General features: G+C 39.7%; 13 protein-coding genes. 9 read left to right on the top strand and 4 right to left on the bottom strand.

Annotated elements, in window-relative coordinates:
* Entirely contained in the window at positions 1-267 is a 267-nt protein-coding gene (locus tag F7D20_RS11815) for a helix-turn-helix domain-containing protein (RefSeq protein WP_158464213.1), read from the bottom strand.
* A gap of 612 nt (positions 268-879) precedes the next feature.
* Between F7D20_RS11815 and F7D20_RS11810 the strand changes: the two genes are divergently transcribed.
* From F7D20_RS11810 to F7D20_RS11780, 8 genes are all read left to right on the top strand, one after another.
* Positions 880-1,032 carry a hypothetical protein gene (locus F7D20_RS11810; protein ID WP_158464212.1) on the top strand — a complete coding sequence of 51 codons (153 nt, stop codon included), beginning with the start codon at positions 880-882 and terminating at the stop codon, positions 1,030-1,032.
* Between the two features lie 145 nt (positions 1,033-1,177).
* Entirely contained in the window at positions 1,178-1,936 is a 759-nt protein-coding gene (locus F7D20_RS11805) for a hypothetical protein (protein WP_158464211.1), read from the top strand.
* The gene (locus tag F7D20_RS11800) at positions 1,936-2,784 is read left to right on the top strand and encodes a hypothetical protein (protein ID WP_158464210.1); all 849 of its coding nucleotides are present in this window, start codon (positions 1,936-1,938) and stop codon (positions 2,782-2,784) included. Before F7D20_RS11805 ends, F7D20_RS11800 begins: the two co-directional genes overlap by 1 nt.
* A 260-nt stretch (positions 2,785-3,044) precedes the next feature.
* The gene (locus F7D20_RS11795; protein ID WP_158464209.1) at positions 3,045-7,184 is read left to right on the top strand and encodes an SMEK domain-containing protein; all 4,140 of its coding nucleotides are present in this window, start codon (positions 3,045-3,047) and stop codon (positions 7,182-7,184) included.
* 39 nt (positions 7,185-7,223) lie between these two features.
* Positions 7,224-8,525, top strand: a complete 1,302-nt coding sequence (locus F7D20_RS11790; RefSeq protein WP_158464208.1) for an AAA family ATPase — start codon at positions 7,224-7,226, stop codon at positions 8,523-8,525.
* The gene (locus F7D20_RS11785) at positions 8,522-9,127 is read left to right on the top strand and encodes a hypothetical protein (RefSeq protein WP_158464207.1); all 606 of its coding nucleotides are present in this window, start codon (positions 8,522-8,524) and stop codon (positions 9,125-9,127) included. Before F7D20_RS11790 ends, F7D20_RS11785 begins: the two co-directional genes overlap by 4 nt.
* A gap of 47 nt (positions 9,128-9,174) precedes the next feature.
* Positions 9,175-9,300 carry a hypothetical protein gene (locus F7D20_RS13160; RefSeq protein WP_262884596.1) on the top strand — a complete coding sequence of 42 codons (126 nt, stop codon included), beginning with the start codon at positions 9,175-9,177 and terminating at the stop codon, positions 9,298-9,300.
* Positions 9,284-10,348 (top strand): nucleotidyltransferase family protein, encoded by a 1,065-nt coding sequence (locus F7D20_RS11780; RefSeq protein WP_158464206.1) that lies wholly within the window; start codon positions 9,284-9,286, stop codon positions 10,346-10,348. Before F7D20_RS13160 ends, F7D20_RS11780 begins: the two co-directional genes overlap by 17 nt.
* A 482-nt stretch (positions 10,349-10,830) precedes the next feature.
* Here F7D20_RS11780 and F7D20_RS11770 read toward each other — a convergent pair whose 3' ends face one another.
* Together F7D20_RS11770 and F7D20_RS11765 are read right to left on the bottom strand one after the other, a co-directional pair.
* Entirely contained in the window at positions 10,831-11,238 is a 408-nt protein-coding gene (locus F7D20_RS11770) for a putative toxin-antitoxin system toxin component, PIN family (protein ID WP_158464204.1), read from the bottom strand.
* Entirely contained in the window at positions 11,219-11,542 is a 324-nt protein-coding gene (locus F7D20_RS11765) for a type II toxin-antitoxin system RelB/DinJ family antitoxin (RefSeq protein ID WP_022251782.1), read from the bottom strand. Before F7D20_RS11765 ends, F7D20_RS11770 begins: the two co-directional genes overlap by 20 nt.
* A 321-nt stretch (positions 11,543-11,863) precedes the next feature.
* Here F7D20_RS11765 and F7D20_RS11760 point away from each other — a divergent pair, with 321 nt between their 5' ends.
* Entirely contained in the window at positions 11,864-12,949 is a 1,086-nt protein-coding gene (locus F7D20_RS11760) for a nucleotidyltransferase family protein (protein ID WP_158464203.1), read from the top strand.
* 544 nt (positions 12,950-13,493) lie between these two features.
* Here the strand turns inward: F7D20_RS11760 and F7D20_RS11755 are convergent.
* Positions 13,494-15,197, bottom strand: a complete 1,704-nt coding sequence (locus tag F7D20_RS11755) for an acyl-CoA dehydrogenase family protein (RefSeq protein ID WP_158464202.1) — start codon at positions 15,195-15,197, stop codon at positions 13,494-13,496.
* Positions 15,198-15,226 lie beyond the last annotated feature (29 nt).

The raw sequence follows: 15,226 nt of genomic DNA, 5'->3' as shown, positions 1-15,226 counted from the left end.
TCAATGGGCTATGCTAATAAGTTTGCTTCCCAAAGCCGTTTCTATGCGAGCTATGGTTTGAGTTGTAAAGTTATGTCTGCCTGTGAGCCATTTGGAGATTTCGGATTCTCGCTTGTTGAGCAATCGGGCAAAATCCTTTTGGGTGAGCCCCTTGGCTTTCAGAATCTCACTGATACGCTCGGCAATTCCGAAAGACAAATCGAACTCTGCCTTTTGCTCGGCAGGTATCGCTGCGAGGCAATCACGGAATAATTTGTTCTGTATCATAATGCTTAATAATGTTGCTTGTGGCATAGCTGTAATTCTTTATTATGCAATGCAAATATAATGTTTTTATAAATAGATTGTTCACTTTTAAGTGAATATTTAGTATGAATTAACTTTTTCGAAAATCCACCAGCCCTCCCTTGAACCTTAAGAGTTCTTTCGAAAACCTACCCGTCCTTCCTTACCGTTAAGGAAGGCTCCACCTCTCATCTCGGTCTTCTCCCCTCAGGGAAGAAGAGGAAACCGCTTCTCCTCGTCGCTCTAAACCATTTCATTCTATGGATGGCGGACCATCAGAGGTCTACGCCAGCAGCAGAGCTGCGGTTTTTTGTGCGGGGATGAACCCGCTTTGCTGAGTTTGCTGATTGCTCGCAACTTGCAGGAATTGCTGCTTATGGGAACGCAGGGATACGATGCTGGTTGCTCGCAACTTGCTGGGTTTGCTGCTGATGGGACCGCATTGCTGGGATTGCTGCTGATGGGACTGCAGACAAAGTGGATGGCGCATTGCGTAATTTGCTGATAACTTGCAGATTTTTTGCTATTAAATTGGTGGTCTCAATTAAAAAGCGTATTTTTGCAGCAGATATTTGAACTATATAAGACTATATTATGATGTTAGGTATTAATGCTCCAAAGCCATTGGCTAAAGGTGAATTTGCTAAGGCTGTTCGTAAAGCTGTTCATGATTCGATGGTTGCAAAGGAAAATTGGAAGGAACCTGCAACAAAAGGTCCTTGGAAGGTTAAATTTATTGTGCGTTAGTTATGAATCAAGATTCAAAACTAATATATAGCATAAAAGGCTTCTAATCAACTATTTCGAAGATAGAATTGCCCAGTTTAATTGTACAGTAGTGAAGAAGGGTATAGTACATAATTTATATTGATTCTGATGAAAGCTAATTAACATGAGATACGTAAAAACAGGTCACTGTATTTGGTGTGGGAAAACAGAGCCAGATGTCAGTTTTAGGGCTGCTCCTCATATCGTTCCACATAATCTGGGTAGCGATGATATAGGATTTGACGTTTGTGATGATTGTAACCATTATTTTGGTACTGCAACTCGTGGCGTTCCTTCATGCGACCTGGCGTTTAAGGAGATTTTCAATGCTTTTTGGATATTTGGTCATAATTTGGATGAGAATACTCATAAGAAATTTAGATCTGTATTCTTTAATTATTATCATTCCAAACGAACAGTTAAGATTAAAAGTAATTTTAATTCTGCAGTAATAACCAGACAATTCAAAAGATCTCTCTATGAAGTGTTCCTGCAAAAATACCATAAAGTAACAGGAAATGGTAATCATCCAATGTTTGAAATGGTACGCCAATTTGCTCGCTATAATATCGGTAATCCGCATGTATTTTATGTTTTCAATAATATAATATTGTGCCCTGGTGAAGAACAGCGACTTGAACTTCCGATGAACGAAAATGTAATTGATGGGATGATGCAGTCTGGATTATACAGTTTTTGGATGGGCAATCAGATCTTTTATATTGAGGTCTTACCAATTGCGTTTCAAGCAAAAGGCTATAGCTATTTACGAGAAGAAGCAAAAACAATATTACTGCCAGCATGTGGAAACGAGAGAATCTTTGAATTCACTGATGTGATGCAGTTGGATATCTTTATGCTGAGATTTAATGAATGTAGTTGATGAAGATTGTGTATTTTATTTTGGATAAAGCTTTATCCTCTTATTATAGCGCTATGGAAGAACAGGTTTCTATTATTATCACAATAATTGTTGCGTTGCTTACTGGTGGCTTTATTATATTATTTCTGGAAAATCAGCATGTTGGAGCTAATGTAATCGAAAGGTATCATTTTGTCATGCAACCTTTTATGCATAGGTTGAGTAACTATTTTAAGTTTTTGTCTTCTGCTAAGATTTATTTCTCCATTAATAAGGGAACAAAGAAAGATGATGCTGAATATGTTTTTCTTTTTAATGACTTAATGGATAGGCTTGGTCATTTTGCTTATCCATGCATTATGTCCGGACAGGATTATCCTGTGTCAAAATTCTCGGCAAAACAATTGCAGGAAATTTGTGAGGATATTAATAATGTATGGTACTATTGGGATAGGAAAAGGAACTATATGATTGAATATTGTTCTTATGATTCTTATAAGGCTGAATTGTTTGGCAAACTTGATCGTGAATATCTCAATGAAGTGTTTCCGCACAAATATGATGAGACAAATTTTTCACTTGGTTTGATAAGTGATGTTTCTGGAACGTTTTATACAAATGTATACGAACCCATTCAGCATGTACCTTTTGAGTATGAAAGATGGTGTAAAAAAGAGGATGAATTTAAAAGGTTGACGTTTGTTACTATTGGACTTTGTATGGGCACACTTGTTGTGATTCTACTCTTAAGATATATCACTCCATTGTGTATTATGAATTTTCTCACATTACTGAATATCGCTTTGCTTGCAAGTTGTTTATATAAGTTCTCAAAATTAGAATCATTAGCGAGGATAGTATTTAGATGAATAATCTCTACAGTCCAAAGAAAATACCCCATATGGTCAACTGTCCATCATCGGAGTCATTCGGAGGACGTTTGCGGGGTTATATACTTTCTTAGCTATGGCAAGCAGCAGATAGTCGCAATATGGTAAACCAAATTTGCGAAAAAACAGAATTATGGCTCGTTCCGTAGAATGACTTGATATGCAGTCATAGTTTGACCCATTTGAAGAAACTTTCCACCTGCCAGCACTCTATAGAGTCTGCTATAAATAACCTAAAAATGAGTATGTTTGAAAACTTGGATAAGATTAAATGTCTTATTACGGAAATTTTTACTCAAATATCTTTGAATAAATTGTCTAACTTCCATGACTTAAATGTCTTGGCAGAAAATGTGTTTATGTATGTGCTGAATGACTGCTTTGATTATCATTTGCAGAATGCTAATATATTGAATAATGTACCTAATCAAGTGGGGTTCGATCTGATTGACACTAAAAATAAAATTATCATTCAGGTTTCTTCTAACGATAGTATAAATAAGATTGCAGAAACCATTGAAAAGGTAAAAGATACTTCTAACCTCAAAGGATATCATCTGCAGTTCTTTATATTAGCAACAACAGCCAAGCACCATAAAAGTGGCAAAATTAAGAATCTCTCAGATCCTATAATCTTTGATAAAGACCATGATATACTGGATGGAAATTGGCTTTTTGCTCAATTCGCTTCACATTTGGATAGAATCACACTTATAGAGAAACATCTGGAATTATTATTTAATGGTAATCTTTCCTATGAAATGGTCTGTAGGCTCCTAAATGATTCTGAAAACATTTGCGATTATCTTTTACCTGAGCATTATTTGCCTCGTAAGTTTGCTCTGAAATCAGATCGTTCGGAGGCCTTTGATGTATTGTTCGCTCCAGAATCGAATGAATATTCTTTAGATAAAATAATTATAGAAGAGGTTAAGGAGCATGACTTGCGTAAGTTTGTTATCTTTAGTACAGCTCAAAATGGTAAAACAACAGAACTTCATAGGCTATATAACATTTTCTCTAAAGATATTGATAAAGGGGTGCAATTTATCGAGGCATCATCTTATAGTCAATACCGTCATGGTATATTCTTTCATATTTTGCCATGTAGATTAGAAGAAAATCAATATATTCTTCTTGATGGAATAGATGAACTTAATGATACAGATAGGAATTCCTTGATAGATGAACTAAGGGATTGCTTAAAAAAGTACTCAAAAATAAAGGTTGTAGTTACATGCCGATCAAACTATAACAATGGTAGGATGTTGAGTGATTTTACCCAACTTGAGATGTTACCATTATCTTATGATGAAATAGTATCTTACATAAGGAGTAGAATAGGTAATGGTACAACGGGGTTTATTAAATATATCGAACAGCACCAAAACATTTCAGAACTTCTTGATGTGCCATTCTATCTGTCTTCTGTTGTTGATTATTTTGGCGAAAAACATCAGATTCCTCAAACACAAAAGGAAATACTTGATTATGTATTTACCAAAAGTTTGAAAGTGAAAGAAAAAGAAGGGGATACCATTAATGGCTTAGAATATGGGGCTGAAAGTTTGTTTACAGTGATTGCGCTTACCATGCAATTTTCAGAAAAACAAGTATTGTCAGGGCAAGAATTTTATAAATATTTAAAGTTTTCCAAAGAAAAAATATCAGATCTAACTCTATATACTATATTTAAAAAAGATTCTTTTAAGGACGTTTATTCTTTCATTCATAATGGGTTTAAAGAGCATTTTGTAGCAAAATTTTTAAAGGAACAATCCTTTGAGTATATATTAAAGATTGTATGCTATGCAAATGGTGAAATTCCAATCATAAAGAAGAACTGGTATAATGTATTGGTCCTTGCTATCTCATATATGGATGAACATGATAAGAAAGATCAGATGATAGACTGGTTGTTAAAAAATGATGTGAAGGTTTTACAGAATATTGATTCTACCAGTATTAGTATGGTGGTTAAGCAGAGTGTCTTGAAGGGAATTTTAGGAGAATATAGAAAAGAGCAAATATATCCTGATGATTTTTACAGAATTGCCAAGTTTATAGCATGTTTGTGCAATACAAGAAATAATGCTGAATTCCTGTTAGAAGAGTATAGAAATGTTCATCAGATAACCCCATATTTGGCATTGTTGACAACATGTGTTTCTATGATGGATTTTTCCAGTCCTTCTGTTGGCGTGTTGTTGTCAGAATTCAAGAATGTAGTCTTCGATAAGATAATAGAACTGGGGAATAATGATGAGCAAGAAACCTATTCTTTGTATGTACCCTTCTATAGTAGTTATTTGAATACTGATGAAGACATTGATAGGCTTATCATACTTGATGTAAAGTCGAAAGATCATCATATCATACAAACAGCATTTCAGCTGATTGCTAACTTGAATCAAGCTGATAAATATGTGGAGTATATTATTGCGCAAGAGAAATGTATGCAGACCTATAGTCTAAAGGGTACAACTCATGTCGTTCACCATCATGATTTCTATAAATGTTTGGGAAAAGTTTATGGTAAAAATGAGTTAAAGAGATTATGGAAGTTCTTACCGATACTCTTTAATGAAGAAAAGGCTGATCATAATCAAGCAGACTTGATAGTTCCTATCCAAAAAATGCTTTACAATAGTAAAAAGTATGTGGATGATGATGTCTTCTGTCAAGTAGTTATAGATTCATGGATCAAAATTGCTAAGGATCATGATTATATTTCTTTGCGAGATACTATTGTTGAAATTTATAAAGCATTCTGTAAATTTTGTATAGAAAATGTATTAAAGCCTGACTTCATTAGTCTCATAAATGAAATTAGAGGTGTTGAAGATACTCAACAAGAAATAAGGCTTCTGCAAATTCTAAAAATAAAACTGTCTTTATTTGGTGATGAAACAGATTTGGAGAAATGTATAGATGTGCTGCAACCTGATTCGATAAATGATTTTGGTATTGCAACTTGGCTTACTAATAATTATGATGATGCGTGGAATCTTCTGCATTATGACTTGGTTCATAAGAAATTTCCCAAAAGAAGGTTTTACCATCCTAATGAGATGAAGTTGCGTGAAGAAAAAAGCATGGCATTGCTTTTGGATTATGAACAATTTAAAGAGACGGTTTTATATATTGTAAATCAGTATGCGCCGAAAGCTAGAAAGGAACTGTATGCAAAAGTAAAGGAATGCGAAGAAAACAAGTGGGACAGTTATGTCGGTTTGTTCTTGAGCTTATTCTATAATTATGAAACGCAGGAATATGACTTGCAGAAAATCAAATATAATATAGAAGATCAATGCCTTTATGAATTATTTGTATTGGATCAATTGGCAAATCAAGGCATAAAACAGTTTACGGGTGAGCAAAAGGAGTGTTTGAAAGTAATGCTTGAACATGTGTTGCCGAAGATAAAAGATAAACGTAAAGGACGGAGATATCTGGGGTTAGCATTAGATTATGAAATCACTTTAGATAAGGATGTTCAAGAAATATGTTTGAAATATGCTTCTGTAAGAGATAGCAGATGGGAACATGCTTTTAGCAATAGACCTTTTATTGATTATGCTGTTCAAGCGTTAGGTAAGGAACGAGTTGAGCATAGAATTGTTTCTTTGATAAAGAATCCGGAAGGCTTAGATGTTTATGACTACATAGAATTAGCTAAATACGCAATAAATGCGCACTTGTTGGAAGTGTATTCTTATATATTCGAATTCATTAAGCATGACGATGAAGGTTATTCTGGGAGTACCATAGAGTTGTATCTTAAAAGTGAGCCTGATGGGAAAGAACAAATTATGGCTATCTTCCAAGATATTCCAGATAAACATAAAGCATATATACTCAAACTATTGATGTATTATTCAAAGGATGATATGCAATGGGTAAAAGACACGCTAGTTCTATTTAAGGAAACACTATTGAAATATGACAAAAAGATATATTTGGAGTGTCAGGCATCATTAGGTGATCAAGAGGCTTTGGAAGAGATACTCAAGTGTATGACAGAAAATAAATATTATTTTGGTAATGTGTTTACTGCAATTAGATTCTGTAATTATACAATAGACTCTTTACCCGTTTTCGATAAACTATTAGATATTTCTTTTACGATGGATTCATCGTTCTGGACAAGTAGTATCATTGACGGGATAAAAGGGATGGTTGGAACCTCTTCTGATAATTTAGAAAGGGTGATAGAGGTTCTACGTTCGAAAATCACTGATGAACATACGTGGTTAAATAAAACCATTGATAGCATAAAATATAGTTATTATGAAGCAATTGAATCTCATATGACAATTGATAAGGTTGTAGAAAAGGTTTTTAAAATGAAAAAGTGCTCCAATTCTTTGTATATATAATGTTTTTTGTTTAGTTTTGCAGAAAAATAAGATTGACCAATGAGATTAGAGATACAAAATATCAATAAAATCAAGGAAGCAGATATTGCCTTGAATGGCTTGACTGTGATTGTGGGAGAGAATGATATGGGAAAAAGTACCATTGGTAGAGCATTCTTTTCTATTATCAAGGCGGTCTCTAATATGAGAAGCTTGAGTAATGAAAGTTCTGCCAACAAAGCTTCTAAGCATATAGATTCTTTGTATAAGCACTTCTATGGAAAAAAAATCATAGATGGTACTATGGATCTGTTGCCTCGTGTCAAATCGGATATGGAAAGAATATGTCAGGACGAAGCGGAACGAAATGCTTTTCTTGATCATCTGAATGCTAAAATCGAAGATATTGATTTGTCTCCTCGCCAAAAATCCTTGCTCAAGGAGGATATTGTGAATATTCGGATTTGCTTTGATCAAGTGAATAATCCTGCTGCTGTATTGAAAACGGAGTTGGCTTATCTCGTTGAATCTGAGTTTATGGGGCAGTTCTGTTCTTCTAAGTCAGAACTTACTAATGTTATGCTTGATACTGAAGAAGAGGGGAAGCTGTCGTTTAAGGCAAAGGATAATCAAGTGACAAACGTTTCCTTTTCAGAAAGAGGATTCTATGAGGATATCACTTATGTTGAGTCGCCACTGTACTTCCATCTTCTTGATAGCTTAAAATCTTCTGTTGCTTATCGGGAAATGAAGAGGACTTTGGGATATAAACCTATGGTTCCTGCCCACGTGAAAGACTTTGTTGACAAGGTCTTGAATTTCCAGAATTTTGATACTCAGCTAAGTTTGTTTGAGCCTCAATCGAAGGATTTTCATACAGCGGATATCATTCATGGTACGTTTGCATATGATAAGAGTTCACGTAGCATCGTATATCAAAAAGATGGTATGAAGATTAAGCCTATCAATGTGGCTTCTGGTATCAAAAGTTTTGGTGCCTTGCAGCTTCTGCTTGATGGTTATTGTATTTCCAATAATCGTCCTTTGATATGGGATGAACCTGAGAATCATCTGCATCCTCAGTGGCAGGTGGAGTTTGCTAAGGTTATCGTACAGATTGTTAATTCCGGTATTCCGGTGATGATCAGTACCCATAGTCCGTATTTCCTGCAAGCCGTGAGGTATTATTCTGCTATGTATAACATTGAGAAGTATGTGAACTACTACATGGCAGAGTGTGGTAATGATGATATGGTAACTATGAAAGAGGTTACTAATGACTTAAACCAGGTTTTTCTTACTTTGGCTGAGCCTTTGAATAAAATCATGAACGTGGATGAAGTAAGGGGAAGAATGAAATGAAAACTGCCAGTGAATTAATATCGTTTTTGGTGAAGGATAAGCATTTCTCTCTTTGTTCTGTTTGTGAGCTGCATAAGCCTTGTGCTACGACACCCAGGTGTTCTTGGGAGCCTGCTAAACGATTCGTGAATTTTGATGATGTAAAGACCGCCTACTGCAAGGAACATCAGGTGATTTCTTGTGCTTCGGTAGATGGATTGTCTGAAAAGAACGAAAAGCTATTGTTCGTAGAAATAAAGGGGTGGGTTGATTTTCTGCAGTATCAAAAGAAAAATGTAGAGAAAAAGATAGAAAAACAGGTGTCAGGCTATGATTTTATCAAAAAGTTGAAAGATAGTATTGATATATGTAATGATTATGCATCCAACCCAAAATTTTGTAATGCTGATCATCTTGCGTATATTATTGTAACTGATATTGATATCAAAGAGCAACCTCTACAGACTTTGCAGGGTAACCTGATGGCTTTGGCGCAAACATCTTCTTCGCTTGAAGTGTTATGCAATAAATACATGTTGTCAAAAATCAGTTCTATAAAGGGGATTCATACATATTATAAACAATGTAAGGAGTTAGATTCATTTATAGATAATGGCCTTTAGGATTTCACATAAACGTTAGTACTCTGCCAAACGTAAAAACGAATATAATGGATAAAACAAAGTTGACAAGGGAAGAGGCTTTACGCCGCTGGAAGGCTTCTAAGGAAATCAAGCGTAAAATGTTGGAGAAACTGGAGAACTTGGAGATAGAAACGCATGAAAAAGGACTATAGTATTTTCTTTCAACTGATAAGGTTGGGACTGGGGATTTCGGATGAGGCTGTGGTGATTCCTATGGAGGCCTGGAAGGGACTGTATAAGGAGGCTGAAAGGCAGTCGATGCTGGGAGTGGTTTTCGAGGGCGTCAACAGAAATGTGAACCTCGGTGGTACTAAACCGCCTACTGCCTTGGTACTGAAATGGATGGGTATCTCGCAGGTTATCAAGCGAAAGAATGTGAAGTTTGATGAGGAGGCGAAAAGGCTGACACAGCTGTTTGATGAGAATGGTATCTTTACCGTGATATTGAAAGGACAGGGCAATGAGCTGCTTTATCCTGTAAGGGGATGCAGAATTCCTGGTGATATCGACATCTTTGTGGATGGGGGTAAGAAATTTGTCGTGGACTGGATAGACCGACATGGACTGGCCGACAGGGCGGAGAAGGCTACATATCATCATGTGCATCTGTTGCCTGGGGCGAGTGGTATTGATATCGAAGTGCATTTCCTGCCTTCTTCGGGTCTTTTCTTCCCCACTCATCGTCATCGGTTGCAGAGGTTCTTGCAGAGTGAGGTGAGAAACTCGGTCATGTGTGACAGGGGATTCAGAATTCCTTCGGCGATGTTTAACTTGCTGATGCAACTTGCTCATATCCATTGTCATTTCTTTAGTGGGGGTATTGGTCTGCGACAGATGAACGACTTTTACTATGTGCTGATGTCTTCTTCGAAGGATGAGAGGGTAGAGGCTATGGCGCTTATCAGGAAAATGGGGATGAGGAATACGGCGGCTGCTCTAATGTGGGTGCTGAAGGAGGTGTTCCTCATGGATGCTGAATGGATGCTGTGTTCTCCTGACGAGAGTCTTGGTAAAGTATTGTTGGGTGAAGTGTTCAAGGGTGGTAATTTCGGGCATTATCTTTTTGATAATGAGGAGGCTTTCCTCTTGAAGGCTGTGCTGCGTCGCAAGAGATTTCTGAAACTCCTGAGATTCGGAGTGTTGGAAACGATTGGTCAAATGTGGTTTGATACAATGTATATTGTGAAGAAGCTAATATAATATATAATGTATGCACGTATGTGTGCTTACATTATATATTATATTAGTTTTTTTTGTTTATAATGAGGGATCTTCGAAAAGCTGCCTGTCGTCCCTTAGCATTAAGGGAGGCTTTCGAAAATCCACCCGTCCTTCTTTAGCATTAAGTTTTTTCTAAAATCAACCCGTCCTTCTTTACCATTAAAGAAGGCTCCACCTCTCATCTCGGTCTTCTCCCCTCAGGGGAAAAGAGGAAACCGCTCCTTCTCGTCGCTCTGAACCGCTACGCTATAAGGTTGGCGGACCATCAGAGGTCTACGCCAGCAGCGGAGCTGCGGTTTTTTGTGCGGGATGAACCGCATGGACACACTATTCAGGATGTTTGCTGCTTGCTCGATGCTGAAGGGATGCTTGCTCGATGCATGCTACTTGCTGGAATTGCTGTTTGAGGGGACTGCAGACAAGATGGATGGCGCATTGCGTAATTTGCTAATACTGTCATCTTATTCTCCATAGTCCAATATCTCCATCATTTGTGATGCAGTCACAACTTTTGGAGTCTTGGGGAAATGCTTCAAGTTACCAGTAACAATGAAAGAGTCTTCTTCGCTCAATGCAACTTCATAGAACACTCGGTCGTCTTCATCAGGCATGTCGCCATCGTAAGGAAAACGTGAGGAGTCAATGCCATTAATTTGGATAAAATACAGTAACCTTTGTATATCTTTGTCTGCCAAATGAAATTTTGAACGATGAAGCACCTCGGAATATTCTTCTATGATTTCATCATTGTATAAGGGCTTGATTTTTCCTGCAAAAAGGCTGTTGATAACTCGGCGTGTTGAGGCAGTGGCATTCTTTGTGATAAAAGCAGACACAAAAATGTTGGTATCAATAACTGCGTACACCATTGCGTTCTTTTCTTAATCGTCTGACTTCTTTTATCTCTGCATTGATTTCATCAAGGGACATTTCTATGTTGTTTTCTCTTGCCGTCTTGCACATGTTTTCAAAAGCTTCTATTGCCTCGTCTGTAACCTTGTCTTCTTTGCTTTCCTTTGCTTTGATGGCAAAAGGTATACTTCGTGTGCGGATTACCGCCTTGACAAATACATTGATTGCTGCATTTGCACTCATGCCAAACTGCTCACAGAGGCTGTCGAACATAGCTTTCTGTTGTGAGTCTATTCTGACTGTCATTGATGTCTGTGCCATAACGTTATCTGTTTTAATTAATATTGATTGCAAATATAGGGCGTTTTGATGTGAGTTGTATGACTTATGACTTCTTTTTATCAAAGTTTAACAGTAAATACTGAAGTTTCGCATGTGGTTTATGTACGGGCTTCTTGCCTTCAGGGCGTGCTGCTTGCTCGCAACTTGCAGGAATTGCTGTTTATGGGAACGCAGGGATACGATGCTGTTGGCTTTAACTTCTAACGAGCGGAGGGAGTGATAACTTCTTTAACTTCTATGACTTCTTTAACAGCTATAACTTCTATAACTTAACTTCTGTAACAGAAAAGATGTAAAGGTATGACAGATTTATATTTTCGATTTATTCAATTTAGTTTGGGACTTTATGAGGGCACAGAGTTTCTTGATGGAACGGAACTGAAGGGATTCGACTGGGGCGCTTTCTATGAGTTTGCTAAGGAACAGACTCTGATAGGGGTTGTGTTCGAGGGGGTTCAGAAACTGCCTAAGGAGACTGCGCCACATCTGCAATTGCTGATGAGCTGGTTTGCCTTCAGCCGAAAAATTCAGCAACGTAATGAGGTGCTGGACAGGGCTACTGTGGCGCTATACAATAAGGTGAGGGATAAGGGGTATTCTTGCTGTATTTTGAAAGGGCAGGGGAATGCCGTGATGTATCCTAATCCTTCGGCAAGGACGCCTGGCGATGTGGATATATGGGTGAATGCTGGGCGTGAGGAGATTCGGGCTCTCGCTCACTCGCTGGTGAAAAATACGAATGGACAGGTGGATGATGAGAGTTTCAACCATATTGGTCTTACCATCAATGGTGTGACCGTGGAACTGCATTCTACGCCTGGATTCATGGCTAACTTTGTTTTTAACAGGAGGCTGCAGAAGTGGCTGAAGAGGAATGTCGATGCTCAGTGTGGCAACATGGTGGAACTGGTGCATGGCGATGGTGCTGTCGCTGTTCCTACGCCTTCCTTTAATTGTGTTTATCAGCTTTATCATCTCTACCATCATTATTTCTATGAGGGTGTGGGATTGAGACAGGTGGTGGATTACTTCTTCGTGGTCAGAAAATGGAATGTGGATTGTGATAAGTTAAGTTTCTTGCAGAGGGAGTTGAAGCTTCTTGGATTGTGGCGGTTTGCTGGGGCTGTGATGTTTGTTCTGCATCAGGTGATGGGGCTGCCGGAGGAGATGATGATTGCTCCGATGGATGCAAAGAGGGGACGGATGCTTCTTGATGATATCTTGAATGGTGGCAACTTCGGGCATTATGACAAGCGGATGGATTTGGGACATAATCTTAATAGATTGTGCCGGGATTTCAGGTTGTTGAGGTTTTATCCTGCGGAGGCGCTGAGTGAACCGGTGTTTAGAGTGTGGCATTGGTGCTGGAGAAAAAATAATTTATAATGTTCGTTGTGAACATTATAAATTATTTTTTCTTTTTTTGATAAAGCTGGCTGCACTCGGTGCTTTTTTTCGAAAACCCACCAGTCCTCCCTTACCCTTAAGGGAGGGTCCACCTCTCATCTCGGTCTTCTCCCCTCAGGGAAGAAGAGGAAACCGCTCCTCCTCGTCGCTCTGAACCATTTCATTCTATGGTTGGCGGACCATCAGAGGTCTACGCCAGCAGCGGAGCTGCGGTTTTTTGTGCGGGATGGGACCGCCTTGCTGAACTTATTGCTTGCTCGCTACTGAAAGGCTGCTTGCTCGCTACTTGCTGAGAGGCTGCTGATACCCTGCAGAAAGGGTGGCTTTAGCCGCCCTATTCCTGTAAATCTCGTTTATTCAGAACAGCAGGAATGCTTCTCGAATTGCCTTTCCGTTCGGACGGACTTGATGGATGGGAAGGGGATAAAAAAAATCCGGGGCAGGAGCCTCGGATTTTTTTTATGGTGATTGGAAGAAGTTAGGGAAGGGATGAGGTTCGATAACTCCTTGAGAATTGCGCGGATTAAGCCTTGAAGTTGTCCAAGTCTTCGACCTGGAAGTTCTGGATGTATGCGGAATGACCGAGGACTTCTTCCTCTGCCATGCGGACATATACGTTGGCACTCTTCGCAAACAGCTCGGGTGACTTGGTGGCGTCGTCGAGGATGAGGAGAGACATCACGATGTCGCCAGTCATGTTGTAGAGACGGCGAGCCAGGAAGTCGTGAACTGCCTGATCGTTGGCCTCCTTCACCTTGTTGATGGCTGCCTCGTAGAGGTCTGCCAACTTGGCTACACGGGCCTTCAATGCCTTCAGCTCGTCACTGACCTCGCTCTCCAACATCTCCTTGATGATGTTGAGGTAGGTGCCGTTGGTGATGTAACGGATGGCTGCTACTACCTGCAACTGGGTGGTACCCTCGTAGATGGAGAAGATGCGGGCATCACGGAACAGGCGCTGGCACTTGTACTCCATGATGAAACCGGAACCTCCGTGGATGCTGATGGCATCGTAGGCGTTCTGGTTGGCATACTCTGAGTTCATACCCTTGGCCAATGGTGTGAAGGCATCGGCAAGACGGGTGTACTTCTTCATCTCCTGACGCTCCTCGGGAGTGAGCTTGCTGTCGCGGGCAATGTCTTCCAATGCCTTGTAGATGTCGACATAGCGGGCGCAGCAGTAGAGGAGTGAACGGCCTGCATCCAACTTGGCCTTCATTCTTGACAGCATGTCGTAAACGGCAGGGAAGTTGATGATCTTCTCGCCAAACTGAGCACGCTCCTTGGCATAGGCCAAGCCCTCGTTGTAAGCTTCCTGCTCTACACCTACACTCTGTGCGGCGATACCTAAGCGGGCGCCGTTCATCAAAGCCATCACGTACTTGATCAGACCGAGACGGGTGTTGCCGCAAAGTTCTGCCTTGGCATTCTTGTAAACCAACTCGCAGGTAGGTGAACCATGAATACCGAGCTTGTGCTCGATGTGACGAACGGTGACGCCACCATCACGCTTGTCGTAGATGAACATTGAAAGACCACGACCGTCCTTGGTGCCTTCCTCAGAACGTGCCAGTACCAAGTGGATGTCGGAGTCGCCATTGGTAATGAAACGCTTCACACCGTTGAGACGCCATGTGCCGTCCTCATCCTGTGTGGCCTTCAGCATCACGCGCTGCAAGTCGGAACCTGCATCTGGCTCTGTCAAGTCCATACTCATGGTCTCGCCTGCGCAAATGCGAGGGATGTACTTCTGACGCTGTTCCTCAGAACCGAACTCATAGAGGGTGTCGATACAGCTCTGGAGTGACCAGATGTTCTGGAAACCTGCATCGGCTGCTGCGATGATTTCTGAAGCCATAGAGAAAATGGCGTTAGGCAGGTTCAAGCCGCCGTAACGACGTGGCATGGACAAGCCCCAGAGGCCTGCCTTGCGGGTGGCATCGAGGTTCTCGAATGTCTTGCTGGCATAGATCATGCGGCCATTCTCCAAGTGTGGACCTTCGAGGTCGACATCTTCAGAGTTGGGTTCGATGATGTTGGCTGCCACATCGCCGGTAATATCCAGCAGTCGCTTGTAGTTCTCAATGGCATCCTCGTAGTTGACAGGTGCATCTTCGAACTGGTCTTTCTCTACGTAATTGCGTTCCTTCAAGTCCACAACACGCTTCATGAGGGGGTGATTGAGATGAAATTCAATCTCAGGGTGATTACTATAGTAATTAGCCATTTTGCTTTTCTTATTTAAATAAATGTGTA

The organism is Segatella copri (assembly GCF_009495355.1).
Taxonomy (GTDB): domain Bacteria; phylum Bacteroidota; class Bacteroidia; order Bacteroidales; family Bacteroidaceae; genus Prevotella.
Note: the sequence above shows the minus strand (reverse complement) of the source record. Positions and strands in the feature narration are given on the sequence as shown.